Below are 20,647 nucleotides of genomic sequence, written 5' to 3' on the forward strand. Positions count from 1 at the left end.
CCACGTCTAAATAGATTAAAAACGAAATATTTTGATATTTATAGCATTTTATTTATTAAAATACCAAGACATTGTATATTGCGTTTTAACCAAGTATCACCTATGAGTGTCATTTTCGGAAAATGCAGGCTGGATCTTCAACCCATTTTGCCTGATGAGCTTTTCGTTATGGAAAATCGCCTTAACCATTGGCAAGCTGATCAAAAAGCTATATGGTCTGCCAGGTTTATTGGCCTGGGACATTTGATGTTGCACAATACCCCACAGTCGCTGGCAGAACAATTACCCTATTACCAACCCGATAGCGGTCTTACTATTACCGCAGATGCGCGCATCGATAACCGCGAAGACCTATACAGAAAATTGGACATTCCACCAGCCGAAAGGCTGCTCCTGCCAGATAGCTTACTCATTTTAAAAGCCTATGAAAAATATGGTGAAAACTGTGCGGAACATTTAATTGGCGATTTTGCCTTTGCCATATGGGATAAACACCGGCAGAAGCTTTTTTGTGCCCGGGACCAGCTGGGGGTTAAGCCCTTTTTTTATTATTGCCACAACAACCTCTTTGCTTTTGCTTCAGAAAAAAAAGGGATCATGGCCATTCCCGGAATTGACCTGAAGATCAACAAGCAATTTTTGTACAATCAGTTGGTATTCCCTGTAGAACAGGCAATAGATACAACTTTATATAGGCATATCAAAAGGCTCCAGCCGGCGCATACCCTGATATTAGAACCTGCTAAGAAAAATTTGCGCCTGCAAAGATACTGGGATCTTGATGTACATACCGAAACCCGGCTGGGCAATAAATCATCCTATGAGGAAGGTTTGCTTTATCATTTCGAGCAGGCAGTAGAATGCCGTACACGCTCATCTTACCCCCTTGGGGTAGAGCTAAGCGGGGGCATGGATTCATCGGCAATTACCGCCATAGCCAACAACCAGCTTAAAAAAAACGGGCAGCATCTCCTTACTTTTTCCAATACACTGGCAGCGGGCATCACTGATCCCGAAATTACAAAATTGGATGAACGAAGCTATATTGATGCCGTACTGGAGTTTAATGACATTAAAGATTTTATCTATATCACTAAAACTGCCTTCGACCATCCCATTGATGAACTTAATTTTGCTTTGGAAGTAAACGATGGATTGGAAAGATGGAACCCGCTATGGCAAATCCCCATTAAAAAGGCAGCAAAGAGTTACAATACCCGTACGCTGTTGTCCGGCTTTCCCGGTGATGAATTGGTCACTTATCGCGGTAAGTATTACTTCCTTGATTTTCTGGATAAAAAGCAATACCTCAACTATTGGCTGGCTAAAAAGAAATACCCGGGATTCAGCAAACTGGAGCCCTTTATTCCGCACCAGGTAAAATATCAGCTCAGCAAGATCAAACGTTACTTATCTGTTTTTAATGACCGTCATACCCGGAAAGCCTTTGACCAGTTTAATATTCCATCTTACTATAAACAACATCTAAGGGATTGCCTCTGGCTGGATCCGATGCACCAGGAGCAGTTCAAAAGCTACCGTCATTTTCAGCGTTACCGGTTATTAAAGCCACAGGTAAATCAAAGGCTGGAAAGCGAAACCCGATATGGTATCCATTTTAGAACGGAACCCAGGTTTCCAATGGCAGATATCAGACTTGCCCAATTCTATTTATCCATGCCCAATGCCTATAAATATGAGGGTGAATTAAGCCGTACCTTTTACCGTAATACAGTCAGCAAATACCTTCCTCCCCTGCTGATGCAACGTAATGATAAATATGGAAGCGTTGCACCTTTCCTATCTCAGCAAAAAAAAATAACAGAAGCAGAAATAGCCCGGCTGATGAGCCAGATACCAAAAACCAGCTTTTTAAAAAATAAATTGGTTCATCGCCCGCCTGTGGAAATATGGCTATGGCTAATCAAAAACCAGGATTGGCTGGAACAATTATAGGTAGTGATATTGGGCCATTACCTCCCCATGATGGTCAATAATTTCTTTAATCTGCCCGGCAGTTAATTCATTTTCCCAGCCTCCGGCAATACCCTTCCTAAAAAAACTTTTACTTTTTTTATTCTTCTCCATAAAACCATCAGCCTCTTCCTGCTGCTGCAATTTTTCAAATTGTGTTGCCGCAATTGCTTTTTCAATCTGCCCGGGAGCCACCGGGATATTCATAAATTCAATAGCATTTGCAAAAATCCGGTAGGTATCTGCCAGCATATCTTCATAGCGGATTACCAATACCGGAAATGGAAGTATTTGTGTCCAGCTGAGCACATGCCCGCTCCAGCTGAGCATCAATTGCTTAAACTGATTATTCACATTCAGGTTTTTTCTCTGTCTGGCCAGACAACCCTGATTATCGTTCATCAATGAAATGGCCTCGTCAATCGTACCGTTGTTATGGTTTGCAAAAGAACCTGCAACATCCAAGGGATTACGTATAAAATATAAAGCACATAATGTTGGCTGCCTGGGCACCACAGGCATTCCCTTGCTATTTACCGTATAGGCATCATGTATTTTTATAAAAAGCTTATTCTTTTCATAACAACAAGCCTGGTGCTCAAATACCTCGGGCATCATATTTTTCACTTCGCTATCATAAAGATAAGTTGAATCTGTATCTGTACAATTTTCAAAAATTCCCCTTGAAGAAAAAATACCATCCGTTTTCATCTCATTGATACGCAGATCACCGTCACCCAGTAAAGCCGTCAAAAAAGCCCTGAACCAGGTATTACCACTTTTAGGATAAGAGGCCAGCCAAACAATCTTTTCTGTGTTAATCATGGTGCAGCAGGTTAGCATTGATCAAATCGATCACTGCATCAATTGTGTTTCCATGAGAAGGCCTGCTAATTTGAAAAACAGGAACTTCGGCCGCCAGTTTAGAGATCATGGCAAAGTGAATATTCCGCTTTTTCATCCCGTTCATTTGCACATAACGGTAAGTGTTTTGCTGTAATAATTTAAAACCTGCAAGAGGTCCTAGTTTTTTGATCTCCACGTTATCCGTTCTGTTTTCCGGATCTAAAATATATACCTGTTTTATTTTTCGCGGAGAGATATCAAATTCATCATGATAAAAACGGGCATATTTAGCCAGTTCGGGTCTGATCTTGTATTTTTCTTCCGCCGTTTCCAACCCAATCTTGGCAAAGCTGTCTTCCCATAATTTGATCATGGGATAGGAAGGCAAAGCTACCAGCTCGCCATTATTATCATTTTCCAGTACACATACATCATCAGAAAAAACGATACTTCCTTTTTTTTGGAAGGTAGTTACCGTAGTTGATTTCCCGGCACCGGAGCGGCCGCAAAAAAGCACTATCCCATCTTCATGGCAAATGGCAGAGGCATGCATCGGTATCCTATTACGCTGATGTAAAATAGCTGCGATGGCATTACTTAGCAAAAACAGGCGAATGCTTTTTTCATCTGCTCCAGGATGTGCTTCTACACAGATCTCCTGGCCATTTGACGCATAATAATCGGCTACTCCGGGAACAGCATGCAGGTACTCATTCTCATTCATAGACACCTTAACCATTTTCACCAGGTTTTCTCCTTCCAGCTGCCGGGGCACTTTACCCTGATAGATGCTGAGGTCTGCTGATCCAAATGTTACTGGCAGGAGTTCCGGAAATTCAATGTCCGATTTAATATGTAGACCGAAGCCCCAATAGGAGTACATGATGTGCGTTTTAAATAAATAAAGAGACAAACCTGTTTATTTCTGCTATAAGTATCTCAAATATTTTATTCTTTACTCAAAGAATTTCATTTATTAATATTTAATACTCTGCGGTATCACTATGATTAATAAATCGCACTTCATGGCTTCTGCTTAGCCCTCCTGTTATATTTACATATGCTAAATCTTAATCAAAAAATTGTGAGAACAAGCGACCGGTTTCTGGCCAGTACGCTTGGAAATGAGATCGTGATGATGGATACGTTAAATGGCAACTATATAGGACTGAATGAAGTAAGCAGTTCGATATGGAATTACCTGGAAATTGAACAAACAATTGAAGAACTAATCTTAAAGTTATTATCTGATTTTGAAGTAAACCTTGATGGCTGTGTGCAAGAGACACTCCAATGTCTGGATAAGATGCTAACGCAGGGATTGTTATCCGCACAGTAAGATGTTAAGCATTTTTAAAAAACGGGCTGGCAAATTACATACGCTCAAAGAATTACCAATTACAACCCGGCTATTATTTATAGAAGCCCTGTTCACCTCTGCCTGGGTAAAAATAAGCCTCATACTTTTTCCCTTTCACAGAATTATGGGCTGGTTGGGTACCAATACAGCAGAATCCAGTCGTAGCCAGCAGGAAGAAACCCTGCTTTTGCGCAGGGAGATCAAAAGTGCATTGGATCTATGCCGCAAATATGCCCCATGGAGAACCGAATGTTATACAATGTCCCTTACCGGTAAGCTAATGCTCCGTCGGAGAAGCCTCAGCAGTACCTTATACATCGGCTTTAAAAAAGACGAAACCGGGATTTTTAAAGGCCATGCCTGGCTAAGGGCAAACGATTTGTATATCTCAGGTTTTAAAGAATCGATAGGATTTACGGTAAACTTTATTTTTAGCTGATCTATTCATCCCCATGAATGAACAGTCAATCGGTTTGATGATTTAAACAATTATACGAAACACAAAAACTTTAAGCGTCCAGGTCTTATCACCTGACAAAGCAATCTTACAGGCCGCATTAAAACCAATAGCGGAAGACAGTATACTGGTAGCTTAAATTGATTGATATCTGCATAAGTAGGCAGAAAAATATAAAAACAACAGCGCAGTATAAATTTTATACGGTTCAGGAAATTATCCTGCAGCTGCAGCGACCGCTTAATAAATTTAGGTTCATCGATATAGAGCCGCGACAAATGAACAGGATATTCCAGCGGCGTTTTTAAAAGTTGTTCTGGTAAAACCTCCAGATCCGTTTGAGTGAGATTTATCCCTAAAAATTGCTTCACCAGTTCCATACCTATGCTTAGCTTTTTTTCAAATCCATACTGCTGTGCACAGGAAAAAATTACAGTAGTATCCAACACAGACCGCTCCTTATGAATCAGACAGGCCATATCGATCAGATATTTAAATTTTATTCCCATATCCTTCACAAAATGGTTGGAGACCACAGCCAGGAAATCGTAAGTTGGCGATAGTTTATCAATCGTTAATCCTCCGATCTGATGAGGACTTAAGTGTGGTGAAAAGAACCGATAAGACGGGTACTTTCCTGAATAACGGTCCATTAACCGCCAGTGCATTTCAATACTGGCTGTTGCAGGCTGATGGTAGACAATGTCTTTAAAAAATCTGCTGTAATAAACCAGATAAGGGCGTGGTACTGCTGTTATCGGATGGTAAGATGCTATTTTAAAATAATCTTCTACCTCCCGGATATCCTCTTTAGCGATTAAAAAATCAATGTCGATACTTTCCCGGAGGGCAATATCTGCATAATAAAACTGTGAAAAGATTGCCCCTTTATAGGGGATCAAAGTGATGCCGCGTTCTTTAAATTCACGGATCAATCCAGCAGCTGATTGTACCTGCTGGAAGTTTTTAAATCTGTTGGCCTGATAACGTTTTTTCAGCAGCTCTTCAAAGCCATGATCTACAACAAGCCGATGTGTACTGATCACATAATAGAGAAATGAACGAATACCATGCGCTTTGGCGATCTCATATAAAGTATTCCAGTCGATCTGATGATCTGTTATAAAATCTTCTACGTCTGATTTTTGTGCCGATGAAAAATAAAGCCTGGAAAAGAGAACCAATAAGACCTGCTCATTACCATAAATTGTCTTTAAGTAAGGTGTTTTTAACATGAATATTTGGTTATTCTTTTTTTAGTAAAAAATTTAGCGATCAATTACAGGAGCATCCCAATATACTATATTCGCAGGTATTGCCATACCAAATAGATCAAATGCTGCTCTTATGAATGACCACGGTCATCTTACCTTATCTGTTATTGTTCCCACTAAAAACCGGCCGCATCTGCTCCAAAAAGCATTGGCTTCCGTAGCCCTGCAAAATTTCACCTCCTTTGAACTCTGTGTTGTAGATAACAATACCAATGCGGCGATCAGCGAGCAGGTTAAAGCAATGGTAACTACGTTTGAGCAACAGTACCCGCTGATCAGCTGGATTTATATTCATAGTACGCAAAAATTCGCTTCCGGTGCCAGAAACGACGGCATGAATGCAACAAAAGGGAATTATATTGTTTTTTTAGATGACGATGATGAACTGCTGAATGACAGTTTAATTATTAGAATGAAGGAAATGGCAAATGACCCTTTACTGGCACTATTATATTGTGCGGGATATTCCAGGATATATCCTTATCCTTTTAAAATGTACCGTTATTACCATTACAATAAACAATTACACAAAACCCAATTGATGATGATGTCCTGTTCTTCGATAATGATCAACAGGGATATTTTTAAAGAGAATAATCTTTATTTTGATAATGATCAAAGTCGCATGGATGATTATGACCTTTGCAGAAATGTAATTGAGCTGGGATTAAAGGTAAAATCCATCCCTCAGCCATTGGTGCTAATTAACCTGCATCCAGAAACCAGAATTTCTTCACACCATTTGGTCAGTTATGATTTCAAAGATGTTCTGATTAAAAAGTGGGGCGCCTCTGCTGCCGACATGGTTTACAATTATGCAGAAGGTGTTTATGTCTGGCGGAAATGTTTTGGAACAAGTAAAATGGCTTATTCAGAAATTATCAAAATCTTAAAAACAGAATTTAACAGGAAGCCCTCTCTATCCTTCAGGTTAAAATACATGCTGGTCACTGTTAGCCCTCAGCTCTTTTTGGGGCTTTATCATATCGCTATAATACTCTCCCAATATTACAAGAACAAATTGGTCAGACAGTCTGACCGGGTATCTGTTAATCAATGAAAGGTATTCACGTATAGTTTCTCTACTTTTTTTCGTGCCCATTCCGTTTTTCTGAGAAAGGTGAGGCTCGATTTTAAACTAGGATCATTGGTAAAACAGGCAATACGCACATGGGTACCTAATTCCGGCCAGCCATAATGCCAAACCAGCTGTTTAAGAATAAATTCCAGTGTTTTTCCATGTAAAGGATTATTAACTTGTTGTTCTTCTGCCATAAGATCTTCCTGTGAATACACAAAGATAAAAAACTTGTCTTATAGAAAGATATATTTTAGAGCTACATTGGTCATTGGCAGTAAAACACCCTTGTTTGTTATGTTCCTGAAACAATCTGTTCAGCGGTTAACGGAAACGAGCAGACCAAGGTAATTTTAATAGCGTGGCTTTTAATGGAGCGGAGGTGATATTCTTTTCTCAGGAGGCAACGCCTTAAATTCCTTATAAGAATTCATCAGATAAAATTTAAAATCCTGATCATCCATTTCATCAAGTGCTTTTAATTTTGGCCTGTACAATACCATGAAGTAATCCAGCTCTGTGCCTTTAAGCGGCGTGAGGGCTGTTACCGCAGCTTCATTGAACCGGGCATCAATTTTACGTTCAGACACCTCCCGTTCCAGCTTACGCTTGAACCTTCGGGCATCCCTGCCTTCTTTACCAAAGATATGTGAAGGGGAAATAGCTAAAGGTTCATTCTGTGCTATATTGACTATTTTTGCTTTCACGTAAACATCGGAATATTCCGTTCTAGGATCAAAAGCCCCCGATTTAATATTTACTGTTTTCAACAAGGTATTGTTCAGCTCCATATACCTTTTTACAGGTTTCATGTCTACCAGAAATAAAGTATCAGGCTTATAACCTACCCTGGTGCTGATAATTACGTTATTTACCGAAGCACGGATACTAAATTCACCTTTAGCATTGGTCAGCGTTTTTTGTTTGGTCTGCTGATTATATACCTCTACCTGATCCAGTTTGACCTGCGTTGTTCTGTCGGATACGGTACCCTCTAATACCTGACCGCTTGCCTGCTGAACAAAAAATAGAATAATGCAAAGTATGAATAGTCTTTGAAACATGTTTAAAGGTAATTATTTTAACCAGTTTAGCTTATTCGTTTTAGTTATTTAATAATTATCACCTAAGCACTTTCTCTGTTATGGAGAAACGGCCCTTTTTCATGATCGGGAATGAATAACAGGAAATCAACCATAAAGCGCCACTGAAGTGCCTGTAAAGCAACATCTCACCAGGGTCTGGGGACGAGTTGGTAAGGGGTTGGTAAGGATAATCAGCCAAATATCCTTATCAATCCCTTACCAGCCCCTTACCAACCCGTCCCCACAGGTCGTTTTACAGACCTTTTCCTATCGTTTCACACGAACTTTGCGCAAAGTCAAGTCCGACTATGGAAAGAGTTGATTACCGCTTAATTGGCCTGTTAATTGTATATTATTACTTAGGTTTGTATATACAGTTATGCTTACTCTTTTAGAAAAATTAATATGAATTTGAATTTAGGTGATTTTGTACGTTTTGTAGACGAAAATATAGAGGGGTATATTACCCGCATTATCGATAAAGATATGATTGGTGTAACTGATGCCAACGATTTTGAGATCCCGGTTCTGGCTTCAAAGGTAACCCTTGTACATGGGGAGATCCCTGATGACAATACCGTTGTTTCTAACAGACAGGCAACAGTTGTTCCTGTAGAAGAATTTAAAAAAGAAGGTGTTTACCTGGGATTAATCACCGACCAGCACAGTACCGCAGTAGCACATTTTCACCTGGTGAATGAAACATCTTTTCAGTTACTCGCAGCGCTGACAACAGAAAAAAGCGGAAATTACAAAGGAGAATTTGCTGCGGCCATTGCGCCAAACAGCACAAAAAAGATCTTCTCTGCAAATCTGGGCGACATACAACTCTGGCCAAAGTTTAATATAGAGATCCTATTCTCTACTGCAGCCAACGTAGAACCACCAGCACCACTAATCTATAAAGAACACATTAAAGGAAAAGATCTTTCTGTGGCGAAGGTAGATATCACCTTACTAAAACAAAAAGGATGGTTAATCAGACTGGACGAGCCTGAACCTCTCATAGATGCAGAAAAATTAAAAGAGAGCTTTTTCAAAGCCCGCTAACTTTCTCTTTTATTTTAACCTGGAATGAAAGGAACACGAATTAGTTATTCTGTCAATACCATCAGCCGCTGGACCTATGACCTGCTGGTGAAGTGGGGCGTGCCTGATAGTTTTGCCGCTTATGTAAACCTCTTTGCCTTACTCATCCTGTTGGGCATATTGGTTTATGTTGCACATTATGTGGTTAAAAGATTTCTGCGTATTGTACTGATCCGTATCAGTAAACATTCCAATATTATTTTCTACCATCATTTATTAAATAACCGCTTCCCCCATTACATTGCCCTAAGCGGACCGATCATTATCGTTAAGGCGGCCATTCCAATTATCTTTTTAGATTTTCCCGACCTGATCAAACCAATGAACAGTATTACCGACGTATATTTTGTACTGGTAGTGATCTGGATGATTATGGCTGTCATCAGGGCAGGCGGGGACGATCTGCGGATGAAACCGGCCTTCCGCGAAAAACCTTTAGACAGTTATCTACAGGTGATCAGGCTGATCCTGTTTATGATCGGTGCCGTCGAAATCTTTTCTAACCTGACGGGACAATCGCCTTTGGCCTTTTTCACAACAATGGGCGCAATATCAGCTATTTTGCTGCTGATGTTTAAAGATACCATTATGGGCTTTGTAGCCAGTATACAGGTAACAGCAAATGATATGGTAAGAATTGGCGACTGGATTACAATGCCTAAGTATGGTGCCGATGGAAATGTATTGGAAATTAACCTGACTACCGTAAAAGTGCGAAACTTTGATATGACCATTACCACCATTCCTACCTATTCCCTGATCTCAGATTCTTTTCAGAACTGGCGGGGAATGAATGAATCCGGTGGCCGTAGGATTAAAAGAGCTATATTGATTAAACAGCATACCATCAGATTTCTCAAACCTGAAGAAATTGAGCAGTTCAAAAAAATACAGTTACTTACCAGTTACATTATACACCGACAAACAGATATCGACAAAACGAATAAAACATTGGGTGCCGATAAGACCTTGCTGATTAACGGAAGAAACCTCACCAATGCAGGACTGTTCAGAAAGTACATCGATAATTATTTAGCCAATCATTCTGGCACCAATAAAAAGATGACTGTGATGGTAAGGCATCTTGCCCCTACACCCACAGGTTTACCCATAGAACTTTATTTGTTCACCAATACTACAAAACTGCTGGATTACGAACACATTATGGCAGATATCTTCGATCACGTTATCGCAGCGGCTACATCCTTTGATTTGCAGATCTATGAGACTTCGGCATCGGGAGATGTGGTTTAAATAACGCTTGTAAGCAAAAAATCACGCTGAAATGCAATAACCAAACAGGTTGATACATCTCAGCGTGATCATCATTACCATCACCTTATATAAAAAGCAATAGCTGTAGACTTAAGCTATTAAAAACAGCATCAGCCTCTTCAGTAATTATTTTGTCCAGGTGTTGTTGGTTACATCTACATCTGGTAATACATTATCCGGATCTAACACCACAGAAGTTATTTCCTCGTTAGTTGGATAATCTATCGTCCAGTTCTTGTTTCTCATCCACACATCAACGCCGATTTTAAGGGTTTCAGATTTACCGCTTTTGGTAGTAATCTTCACAATAATCGGCATTGGTAATTTCTCCAGGTTAGAAACTACGATCTGGTATCCTTCAATCCGACCATCTTTTTTAGATGCTGTTACGCTGGTGATAGCCTGATCCATTTTCCAGTTCCCCAGGAACCAGCCTTTCCAAAACCATGATAAATCCTCACCGGCACCATTTTCTATAGAGCGGAAGAAATCAAATGGCGTTGGATGTTTGAAAGACCATTCCTTGATATACATTTTAAATGCGTAATCAAAACGGTCGGGTCCCAATATTTGTTCTCTAAGCAGTGTTAAACCCAAGCTTGGTTTAAAATAAAGGTTAGCACCTATATTTCTCTCTCCCATAGCATCAGGGCTAAGCATGATATATTCTCCTTCTGGTTTAGCAATATATTTGGCAATGCCGTGGACATCCATAGGCTTAGCCGGTTTAAATTCTCCATTGTTGAAGGCATCTGTAGATAAGGTATTGATAAACGTGTTAAAACCTTCGTCCATCCAGCCATATTTACGCTCATTACTACCTACAATCATTGGGAACCAGGTATGACCAAATTCATGGTCAATTACGTTAAATAAAGAAGATCCATTAGCTTTCCATCCGCAGAAAACAATCCCCGGATATTCCATTCCACTTACATTGGAAGCAATGTTAACTGCCATTGGGTAAGGAAATTCAAACCATTTATTAGAATAGTGCTCAATAGATCCTTTAATAAATTCTGCACCTCTTTTATAACTGTTATCTGTATAACTTTCTACAGGCTGTGCAGAAACAGCCAGTGATTTTTTACCACTTGGCAGGTTAATTCTTACTGCATCCAATACAAAAGCTTTCGACGAAGCCCAGGCTACATCCCTGGTGTTAAACATCCTGAATTTCCAGGTCAGTTTATCTTTCGCAGGACGTGATTTTGGATCGGTTACTTCTTCCGCAGTGCGGATAGAAATCGTTTTATCACTTAGTTTCGCGGCATTCCATCTTTTCAATTGTTCAGGTGTAAATACTTCCTGTGGATTCAGCAATTCTCCCGAACCCATTATAATATGATTTGCAGGTGCGGTAACCGAATAGTTTACATCACCATATTCACAGTAAAATTCTCCTGCGCCCCAGTAAGGCAGCGTATTCCAGCCAATCACATCATCATACACACATAATCTTGGAAACCATTGTGCAATGGTAAAGATCTCTCCGTTTTGAGTAGTTAAGTGCCCCATCCTGTCTGATCCGTTGATAGGAACAACAAAAGAGAAGTTCATTTTTAAGGTGATCAGATCGCCATTGGCTCCCAGAGGCTGATCCAGGCGGATCTGCATACGGGTATCTTCAATAATTGAAGTGAATTTTACAGGCAATGCTTTTTTAGATACCGTAAGGCCGGTAATTTTATATCCTCCATTAATCTTTTCACCACGGGCGCCATAACGGCTTCCTGCTTTGATCAACGAAGCTCCTCTTGAATGCTGATCGAAAAGATTTTGATCCAGCTGCAGCCAGATATATGGCAATTGATCGGGGCTGTTGTTTTTATAGGTGATGGTTACTGTACCTGAAACAGTATTGGTTTGGTCGTCCAGGTTTGCAGAGATGGTATAATCTGCCCTGTTCTGCCAGTATTTAGGCCCCGGGTATCCGCTGGCTGAACGGAATTCATTCCCGTTTTGCGTATAAAACAGCGGACTGAAAGCGTCGTGCTGATCGTAATTACTGGCCGGAGGTGTTTCCTGGGCCTGGCTGCGGATGCTAAAAGCAAAAAACACTGCCAAAAGGAGTGTTTTTTGAATGAGATGGTTATTCATTCTTTTTAAAGTTATATGTTGTCTAAGTAATTAGTTACTACTTTTTCCTGCGGGTACAGGTGATAATTTTCTTCCTTCAGGGGGTAACTTTAACCAGGTCTGGTAAGCCTGGGCAATATAATAATCGTAATTAAAAGGGGAATCACTTTTCACCTTGATTACAGACGGACGGAACATGTTCATAAAGTCTTTTAATTCCTGTCCTTTGATCTTAATCAGATCAGTAATATGTTCAGCACTGAAATTTCTGCTGATCTCTTCTTCATAACCGGCCCTCTCATCCAGCGCTGCTACTTTAGCACGCTCTTTTCTGCCATCGCCACCAAAGGAAAGTCCTACACCGCCTGCACGGCTGTTGTTACCTGTTGGCTGTATAGTGGATACACGTTTGGATGTCTTGGCATTCGGGTCCACTACATTCAGGTCATCAGAAATCCTGGCTCCTTTCACATCTACCTGTTTCAGCGCTGTAGACTGGGTAGGTAAATAGATAGTCTTCGATTCCATATTGGTCAGATACAAAGTATCAGTATGATAACCTGGTAAAGAGAACTCTAATAAATCGCCCTTACTGGCCAGGATAGTAAATTGTCCGGCGGCACCAGTAACCGTGGTTCTGCTGGTATTGATATTTCTTACATTAACTTTTTGAAGCGGGAAACTCTTGTTGTCATAATCAAATACTCCTCCAGTGATCCCGGTTTGGGCGAAGGTGTAAATGGGTATGGAGAGTAGAAAGACGATAGCTAACCTTTTAAGCATTTTCATTAGAATTTATTTTGATTTGATGGCTTTGAAGCTTGCATTAGATGCAGGTTTCAAATATAATTTAGTTTGATATGGTGTGTTACTATTTAACAAAAATTAACGTTAATAGTTTAGCTGAACAAGCTTTTATTGTAGGCTTCTTCATCAAAGCTCAGCAGTACGGGTTTTCCGTTCAATTCTATTACCGGGCGTTTAATGGCACTAGTATACTCCAATAAGATAGCAACTGCCGTTTCCTGATCTTTTACATTATTTTGCTGATCCGGAGACAGTTTTTTCCAGGTAGTCCCTTTTTTATTGAGCACACGCTCCCAGCCAAAAGCAGCACACCATTCATTTAATTTTTCGGCAGTAATCCCCTGTTTTTTGAAATCATGAAATTCATAGTTGAGGCCGTTGTCACTTAGCCAGGTCCTGGCTTTTTTTACTGTATTACAATTTGGGATTCCGTAAACGATCATTGTTATTTTATAAAGACCCGAAGTTACCTATATTTCCGCATTCATCACATTTTTTTAGGCATTCATCACATTTTATCCTGGCAAACAAAAAGCATTTGTAGTATTGTACCACGTTCTTCAATATAAACACTATGAATATAAAAGATTTAAGTAAGATAGAATTCTGGTCAGTGAGTTTCCTCTATGGATTTGCCGTGCTGATGTTAATTTCCCATGGTTCGGGTTATGGCAATGACATCCCCTATGAATTCAAAGATGCCCACATTAATTTCAGTTATTTCTCCAGTTATTTCCTTCCTGAGCTTTTCCGCTATTCCATTATCTATTTCAGCTTCATGCTGCTTAATTTCTGCCTGCTGCCCCCATTGTATAAAAAGGTGAATATGGGTTTGAACATCACGATTCTTGCTTTTGTCTATCTATTTTCCGGTCTGGTAATCAGTATAGGCAGAACCTATAGCAGGGCCTATTTATTAGTGCAATACGATACCATAGACGATGCGTATGATCGGATCTTTTTTAATGGCTTCACTTATGCAGCCTGGCTGATCCTGCTGATCTCTATTTATGTACTGCTTAAACAACTGGTCCTTCATCTGATAGAAAATAAAGAAAATGAAAGTAACCATCAGATGAAACTTGAAATTGCTTTTGGTGCAGGCTTCTGGTTTATCATTGTATTGGTATTGATTGCTACCGGGGCCGACTTTGATGCCATCCTGTGTTTTACCCTGGTCATTGCTGCTGCTGTGTTCATGGTGATCTATTCCCTGTATGAACTGATTCCATTAGCTTACAAAAAGCCTAAACCAATTCGTTTTTATTATGGCAGGATCACCCTGATCACTGCAATACTAACTATTCCATTGGGTATCACCGGTGCTATTTTAAGCGTTGGCAGAGATTTTTTTCCCGTTATAATGACTGTCAATTTTGGTGTACAGCTGGGGATTAGTGGGCCCCTCGCTTTATATATGTATAAAAGAAGGAATGAAACTGAAACACAAATCTCTTCCCTTAAAAAAGAACTCGGAAAGTCTGATGCAAACCTAGGCTTTCTAAAATCTCAGATCAACCCTCATTTTCTGTTCAATGCTTTGAATACGCTTTACGGTACAGCACTGCAGGAAAATGCAGAACGCACCGGTGAAGGCATACAAAAACTGGGAGACATGATGCGCTTCATGTTACAGGAAAACCTGCAGGATAAAATATCCCTGAGCAGGGACATCGACTACCTTAATAATTATATCGAACTGCAAAAACTGAGAACATCTACCTCAGTGGATATCCTGATCCATACGGAGATTGAAGAGCAGTTTACCTCGGCAAATATTGCGCCTATGCTGCTGATTCCCTTTGTAGAAAATGCCTTTAAACATGGGATAAGCCTGCAATCGCCTTCACATATCAAAATCACCCTGCAAACCAAAGCCAATATGCTTTATTTTGATGTGCACAACAGCATTCATCTGAAAGCAGATGGCGACCCGGAAAAAATGCATAGCGGTATAGGCCTGCCCAATGTTAAACAACGTTTAGGTTTGCTGTATCCTAAAAAACATGAACTGCTGATACGTGAAAGTGCCAAAGAGTTTTTCGTACATTTAACGTTGAATCTGGATTGAAATGATTGCAATAGCGATAGATGATGAGCCCATAGCTTTGGATGTAGTAAAATCACATGCCTCCAAAGTTCCTTTTATAACCCTGCAGGCTGTATTCACCAATGCCTTTGAGGCTATCGCTTATTTACAGAAAAACCAGGTAGACCTGATCTTTTTGGATATTAAAATGCCCGATATCAGCGGCATTGAGTTTTTGCACAGTCTCCACCATCCCCCGCTGGTTATTTTTACCACAGCTTATGCAGAACATGCGGTAAAAGGATTTGAACTAAATGCCCTGGATTATTTGCTGAAACCCTTTTCCCTGTCGAGGTTCTTAAAAGCCTGCCACAAGGCCGAAGAGTTATATAGCCTGCGTAAAAAAGCAGACACGCTGAGTCCTTCTGCACATCTCTTTATAAAAGATGGTTATGAGCAGATCAAAGTAGCCATTGATGAGATTACCTATATTGAAGCTGCAGGAAATTATACCCTGATCCATCTGCAGAACAACACTTCCCTCAGCACCCGTATGCCCATTAGCGAGATGTATGCTTTGATGCCTGCACAACAATTCATCAGAACACACCGGGCATTTATTGTGGCGAAAAAAGCAGTAACTAAATTTGACCGCAACCAGATCTGGATTGGCGAAAAGATTATTCCCGTAGGCCCTACCTACGCCCAATGTTTGCAGGAGCTATAATTCAAAGCATTAAAACCTTTTATCAAAATCGGGGATCTGCATTTTCAAGAATCCTCATTTACCCCTATACATGATTTATAAAAAATAATCAGTCATATCTGCGTCTATTGTAGATTGGATACATATATTTATCAGTATTATTGTCACATGATTCAGTTGAATAACATTGATTTTCAATGTTAACGAAGTTTGATTGGACAATAAAGCACATCATACGAAACGCTTTGATTTATATATATGGCTAAATACACGTTTAAACAACAAGTATTAGTAGGATTTATACTCTCCTTACTTTTTGTTCTCATCTCGGCTGTTACTTCTTACCTCAGCATTCAATCGATGAATACTGACTCTTCGTGGGAAAGCCATACTTATGAAGTGATTGACAATGCGAGGAACATGGAGGTAACCCTCCTGAATGCCGAAACCGGAATGAGGGGATATGTCCTTACGCAAAGGGCGAATTATCTTGAGCCTTTTACTAACAATATTAATAAAATAGTACCCCAGATAGAGAAAATGCAGCGGCTAACTAGTGATAATCCTATTCAACAGGAAAGGCTGGATTCCCTGAAAATGTATGCTGCTGAAAAGGTGAAACATATGCATGAGGTTATTCAGCTCAATCAATCTAAAGGACAAGCAGCGGCTACCAATCTGGTGCTTACAGATAAGGGTAAAATCCTCAAAGACCAGATGCTGAGAATAAATAATCTGATCATTTCTACCGAACTAAAATTACTTCAAATTCGAAAAGAGAAAAGAATTGAAAGTGGTATAAGGTCAACCGCTATTGTAGTGATCAGCTCCCTGATCATTTTAGGCCTGGTACTTTATCTGTCCAGCTTTATCAAAAGAACTTTTGACGAGCAAAAGCTAACGGAGATAAAGATGAGGGAGAACAACGAAAAGCTGGAAAAGATCTCTTCAGAAAATGAACAAAAAAACTGGATGTTATCCGGTGGTTCGGCCATTAATGAAGCCCTGCGCGGGGAGCAGGAGGTAGAAGAGTTATGTACCCACGTGATTACCGCCATGTGTGATTATGTCAAGGCACCTGTTGGTGCGATGTACCTGATTAATCCAAAAACACAGTTGCTGGACCTGACAGGCTGTTATGCATTTGAAAAGAAAAAAGGAAAGGAAATAGCTATCGCTTTAGGTGAAGGCCTGGTTGGCCAGGTGGCGATTGAAAAACGGATTAAAGTGCTGAATGATATTCCTTCAGATTACATCAAAGTAAGCTCAGGACTGGGCAGTACCATTCCGAATACCCTGGTCGTTTTACCTATCCCATTTGAAAATGAAACCATAGCGGTGATGGAGTTTGGCTTGCCACGGCAGCCTACGGCAATTGAAGTTGATTTCTTTAACCGCATCTCGATTACCATTGGTGTGGGTATCAACAGGAGTATTGCCAGGGCACAGCTGCGCGACCTGTTCCTGCATACCCAACAGCAGGCAGAAGAACTGGAAAGCCAGCAGGAAGAATTACGTACCACCAACGAAGAACTGATTCATAAGTCGGAGGAACTCATGGCTTCTGAAGAGGAACTGCGGGTACAGCAGGAAGAATTGCGCGAAACCAATGCCGAACTGGAAGAAAAAGCAGGTCAGCTGGAAGAGCGTAACCTCTCGATCAATGAAGCCCGTGAAGCAATTAGTTTAAAAGCAGCAGAGCTGGAAATATCCAGTAAATATAAATCGGAGTTCCTGGCAAATATGAGCCATGAGCTGCGCACCCCCTTAAACAGTATCCTTATCCTGGCAAGGATTTTAAAAGAGAACAGGCCCGACAATTTAAATGATGAACAGATCAAGTATGCAGGTGTGATCCACAATGCCGGTAATGATCTGCTGACCTTAATTAATGACATTCTTGATCTGTCAAAAATTGAGTCGGGTAAGGTTGACCTGGATATTGAACCGGTTAGGCCCCAGGAGATAAAAAACAATATGGAATCTCTTTTCACAGAGATCGCCCGCAGCAAAAAGATCAGTTTTATAACTACTGTTAATACTGAACTTCCTGAAAAAATAATGACCGATCTGTCGAGAATAGAACAGATTGTTAAAAACTTGCTGTCAAATGCTTTTAAGTTTACACCTGAAGATGGGGAGATCAACCTGGAGATTGGTACTGCCGACAAGCAGGTGAAATTTTATTCAGATCATCTAAAAGATAAAAACCTGCAGGTAATTGCGTTCCGCGTAAAGGATTCTGGAATTGGCATTCCCGCAGATAAACAGAAACTTATCTTTGAAGCTTTTAAACAGGCAGATGGTACCACCAGCAGGAAGTACGGTGGTACAGGTTTGGGGCTTTCCATCAGTAAAGAACTCGCCAATATATTAGGCGGAGAGATCCAGGTAGAAAGTGAACCTGAAGTGGGAAGTTGTTTTACACTATATATCCCGGCGGTAAAGCCTGATGATGTTTTAACTGAAGCACATCAGGAAGCAGTGGTAGTTCCGCTTATTCCTGAACCCGTTTTGGTACCCCTAAGGAAAAATGGAAAACAAACCCTGCTGATTGTAGAAGACGACCTGGTATTTGCCGATGTACTAAAAGATTATGCCATAGAAAAAGGGTTTGAACCTGTACTTGCCCATAGCGGGGATAAAGGATTGGAAATGGCTTCGTCTCTATTCCCGGACGCGATCATCCTGGATATTATGCTGCCTGTAATGGATGGATGGAGCATATTGAAACAGCTGAAAGCAAATCCGCTAACCAAACACATTCCGGTACACATGATGTCTGCCGGGGAATTTAAGGCCGATAAGGCCTTAAAAGAAGGTGCCATCGGTTTCCTGAAAAAACCCATTGAAAAGGATGATCTGGATGAGGCTTTCTCCAGGATGAATACTGATCAGCAGCTAGCTTATGATTTTAAAACGGTATTGGTTGTTGAAGACCACGAGCTCCAAAGCCTGGTAGTCAAAGAACAACTGATCAGTAAAGGGATTGAAGTTGCACAGGCTTTTACCGGCCAGGAAGCACTGGATATACTCAAGGAACGTACCTTCGATTGCATCATCCTGGATTTAAACCTCCCCGATATCTCCGGCTTTGATCTGCTGGACAATATCAAAACACAGGATAAGTTTGCTCATGTTCCCGTGATCATTAATACCGCCATGGAGCTGGACCAGGATAAAATTGCCCATATCATGAAATATTCGGAGGCCATGGTCCTGAAATCGAATAAGTCTAACGACAGGCTGATCGATGAAGTAAGCCTGTTCATGAATAAATTAAAAAAAGAAGAGAATTTTAGTCCTAATACTGCCGGAGCTGCTAAAAATAAAACCGTATCAACAATTGAAAAGGCCTTGAAGGATAAAACTATCCTGATCACTGACGACGATATGAGAAATATTTTCGCCTTGTCGAGCGCCCTGCAGGTATATGATATGCATATCATTATTGCCAATAACGGAAAACAAGCTTTAGAGAAACTGGAGGAATTTAAGAATATAGACCTGGTGCTCATGGATATCATGATGCCCGAAATGGATGGTTATGAAGCGATGAAACTCATCCGCCAGCAAAAAGAATATAAGAAGCTGCCAATTATTGCGTTAACTGCAAAGGCAATGAAGAACGACCGTGAAAAATGTATTGAGGCAGGAGCTAATGATTATGTCTCTAAACCCGTAGATATGGATCAGTTATTATCGATGTTAAGAGTTTGGTTAAGCTAATGGAACAGTTGCCTAACAATCCTATACAGGAACTGATCACTTACGAAGAACTGGCAGCACTAACCGCTTTCATCAGGAATATACATGGTTTTGATTTTAGTAATTACTCGGCAGCGTCGCTAAAAAGAAGGGTAACCAGAATTATGCAACTGCAAAAACTAAACCTTTTTGATTTACGAACTTTGCTGACGAATGACCAGGATTATTTTGAAAATTTTCTAATTGAAATCACGGTAAATGTGACAGAAATGTTCCGGGACCCGCTTTTTTACAAATCTCTTGAGAAAAACATCATCCCTTATTTAAGATCTTATCAAAGGATAAAAGTGTGGAATGCAGGCTGTTCAACAGGAGAAGAATTGTATTCATTTGCAGTACTGTTTTGCGAAGAAAAGCTCTATGACAGGAGCTTTTTTTATGGTACGGATATCAATTCAGATGTTTTGGAATTTGCTAAAAACGGGATCTATGATTTACAAAAGATGAAGTTGTATTCTGAAAATTACCAAAAAACAGGTGCACTGCATACCCTGTCTGATTATTATTCCGCACGTTATGGCGCAGCTACCATTAACCATTCTTTAAAAAAGAACGTTTTATTCTCCACACATAATTTAGCTTCGGACGGCGTTTTTAATGAGTTTCAAGTAATTTCCTGCCGTAATGTACTGATCTACTTTAACACAGAACTACAGGAAAAAGTGATCGATCTCTTTTATCATAGCCTGGCCAACTTCGGATTCCTGTGCCTGGGCTCCAAAGAAACCCTGAGAAGTTCAGAAATTGGCCGGTTTAAGATTATCGATCAAAAAAATAATATATATCAAAAAATAGCATAAGCCTTCTTTAAAAGGAGCAT

At 40.2% G+C, this 20,647-nt stretch carries 18 protein-coding genes; 10 read left to right on the forward strand and 8 right to left on the reverse strand.

Annotated elements, in window-relative coordinates; genetic code table 11:
• The first annotated feature begins 102 nt into the window (after window positions 1-102).
• A complete protein-coding gene (locus GSQ84_RS09925; protein WP_158797055.1) occupies window positions 103-1,956 on the forward strand; it encodes an asparagine synthase-related protein in 1,854 nt (617 codons plus the stop codon).
• On the opposite strand, the gene GSQ84_RS09930 is transcribed toward GSQ84_RS09925, so the two are convergent.
• Together GSQ84_RS09930 and GSQ84_RS09935 are read right to left on the reverse strand one after the other, a co-directional pair.
• Entirely contained in the window at window positions 1,951-2,799 is an 849-nt protein-coding gene (locus tag GSQ84_RS09930) for a sulfotransferase domain-containing protein (protein WP_158797056.1), read from the reverse strand. The genes GSQ84_RS09925 and GSQ84_RS09930 overlap by 6 nt on opposite strands.
• A complete protein-coding gene (locus GSQ84_RS09935) occupies window positions 2,792-3,703 on the reverse strand; it encodes a serine kinase (RefSeq protein WP_158797057.1) in 912 nt (303 codons plus the stop codon). Before GSQ84_RS09935 ends, GSQ84_RS09930 begins: the two co-directional genes overlap by 8 nt.
• 201 nt (window positions 3,704-3,904) lie before the next feature.
• Here GSQ84_RS09935 and GSQ84_RS09940 point away from each other — a divergent pair, with 201 nt between their 5' ends.
• Together GSQ84_RS09940 and GSQ84_RS09945 are read left to right on the forward strand one after the other, a co-directional pair.
• Window positions 3,905-4,159 (forward strand): PqqD family peptide modification chaperone, encoded by a 255-nt coding sequence (locus GSQ84_RS09940; protein ID WP_254070820.1) that lies wholly within the window; start codon window positions 3,905-3,907, stop codon window positions 4,157-4,159.
• Between the two features lies 1 nt (window position 4,160).
• On the forward strand, window positions 4,161-4,619 hold the full coding sequence (locus GSQ84_RS09945) for a lasso peptide biosynthesis B2 protein (protein ID WP_158797059.1): 459 nt from the start codon (window positions 4,161-4,163) through the stop codon (window positions 4,617-4,619).
• A gap of 50 nt (window positions 4,620-4,669) precedes the next feature.
• On the opposite strand, the gene GSQ84_RS09950 is transcribed toward GSQ84_RS09945, so the two are convergent.
• Complete coding sequence (locus GSQ84_RS09950) at window positions 4,670-5,872, reverse strand: nucleotidyltransferase family protein (RefSeq protein ID WP_158797060.1); 1,203 nt, start codon at window positions 5,870-5,872, stop codon at window positions 4,670-4,672.
• Window positions 5,873-5,984: 112 nt separating this feature from the next.
• On the opposite strand from GSQ84_RS09950, the gene GSQ84_RS09955 reads away from it, so the two are divergent.
• On the forward strand, window positions 5,985-6,971 hold the full coding sequence (locus GSQ84_RS09955; protein WP_158797061.1) for a glycosyltransferase family 2 protein: 987 nt from the start codon (window positions 5,985-5,987) through the stop codon (window positions 6,969-6,971).
• Here GSQ84_RS09955 and GSQ84_RS09960 read toward each other — a convergent pair.
• Entirely contained in the window at window positions 6,965-7,186 is a 222-nt protein-coding gene (locus GSQ84_RS09960) for a VF530 family DNA-binding protein (protein WP_158797062.1), read from the reverse strand. The genes GSQ84_RS09955 and GSQ84_RS09960 overlap by 7 nt on opposite strands.
• A 171-nt stretch (window positions 7,187-7,357) precedes the next feature.
• On the reverse strand, window positions 7,358-8,053 hold the full coding sequence (locus GSQ84_RS09965; protein WP_158797063.1) for a carboxypeptidase-like regulatory domain-containing protein: 696 nt from the start codon (window positions 8,051-8,053) through the stop codon (window positions 7,358-7,360).
• A gap of 426 nt (window positions 8,054-8,479) precedes the next feature.
• Here GSQ84_RS09965 and GSQ84_RS09970 point away from each other — a divergent pair, with 426 nt between their 5' ends.
• Both GSQ84_RS09970 and GSQ84_RS09975 read left to right on the forward strand, forming a co-directional pair.
• Window positions 8,480-9,124, forward strand: a complete 645-nt coding sequence (locus GSQ84_RS09970) for a hypothetical protein (RefSeq protein WP_158797064.1) — start codon at window positions 8,480-8,482, stop codon at window positions 9,122-9,124.
• Between the two features lie 24 nt (window positions 9,125-9,148).
• A complete protein-coding gene (locus GSQ84_RS09975; RefSeq protein ID WP_158797065.1) occupies window positions 9,149-10,417 on the forward strand; it encodes a mechanosensitive ion channel family protein in 1,269 nt (422 codons plus the stop codon).
• A gap of 147 nt (window positions 10,418-10,564) precedes the next feature.
• Here GSQ84_RS09975 and GSQ84_RS09980 read toward each other — a convergent pair whose 3' ends face one another.
• The 3 genes from GSQ84_RS09980 to GSQ84_RS09990 form a co-directional block, all read right to left on the reverse strand.
• On the reverse strand, window positions 10,565-12,538 hold the full coding sequence (locus GSQ84_RS09980; protein WP_158797066.1) for a M1 family metallopeptidase: 1,974 nt from the start codon (window positions 12,536-12,538) through the stop codon (window positions 10,565-10,567).
• A gap of 30 nt (window positions 12,539-12,568) precedes the next feature.
• The gene (locus GSQ84_RS09985; RefSeq protein WP_158797067.1) at window positions 12,569-13,306 is read right to left on the reverse strand and encodes a hypothetical protein; all 738 of its coding nucleotides are present in this window, start codon (window positions 13,304-13,306) and stop codon (window positions 12,569-12,571) included.
• A gap of 110 nt (window positions 13,307-13,416) precedes the next feature.
• Window positions 13,417-13,767: an ArsC family reductase gene (locus GSQ84_RS09990; RefSeq protein WP_158797068.1), complete on the reverse strand. Its 351-nt coding sequence runs from the start codon at window positions 13,765-13,767 to the stop codon at window positions 13,417-13,419.
• A gap of 131 nt (window positions 13,768-13,898) precedes the next feature.
• Here GSQ84_RS09990 and GSQ84_RS09995 point away from each other — a divergent pair, with 131 nt between their 5' ends.
• From GSQ84_RS09995 to GSQ84_RS10010, 4 genes are all read left to right on the forward strand, one after another.
• Window positions 13,899-15,395, forward strand: coding sequence for a sensor histidine kinase (locus GSQ84_RS09995; RefSeq protein WP_216848902.1), 1,497 nt, complete (start codon window positions 13,899-13,901; stop codon window positions 15,393-15,395).
• A gap of 1 nt (window position 15,396) precedes the next feature.
• Window positions 15,397-16,080 (forward strand): LytTR family DNA-binding domain-containing protein, encoded by a 684-nt coding sequence (locus GSQ84_RS10000; protein ID WP_158797069.1) that lies wholly within the window; start codon window positions 15,397-15,399, stop codon window positions 16,078-16,080.
• 237 nt (window positions 16,081-16,317) lie between these two features.
• A complete protein-coding gene (locus GSQ84_RS10005) occupies window positions 16,318-19,788 on the forward strand; it encodes a response regulator (RefSeq protein ID WP_158797070.1) in 3,471 nt (1,156 codons plus the stop codon).
• A complete protein-coding gene (locus tag GSQ84_RS10010; RefSeq protein ID WP_174238641.1) occupies window positions 19,788-20,627 on the forward strand; it encodes a protein-glutamate O-methyltransferase CheR in 840 nt (279 codons plus the stop codon). The genes GSQ84_RS10005 and GSQ84_RS10010 overlap by 1 nt, the downstream gene beginning before the upstream one ends.
• The last annotated feature ends 20 nt before the right edge of the window (window positions 20,628-20,647 follow it).

The sequence above is a fragment of the Pedobacter sp. L105 genome (assembly GCF_009765875.1).
Lineage (GTDB): Bacteria > Bacteroidota > Bacteroidia > Sphingobacteriales > Sphingobacteriaceae > Pedobacter.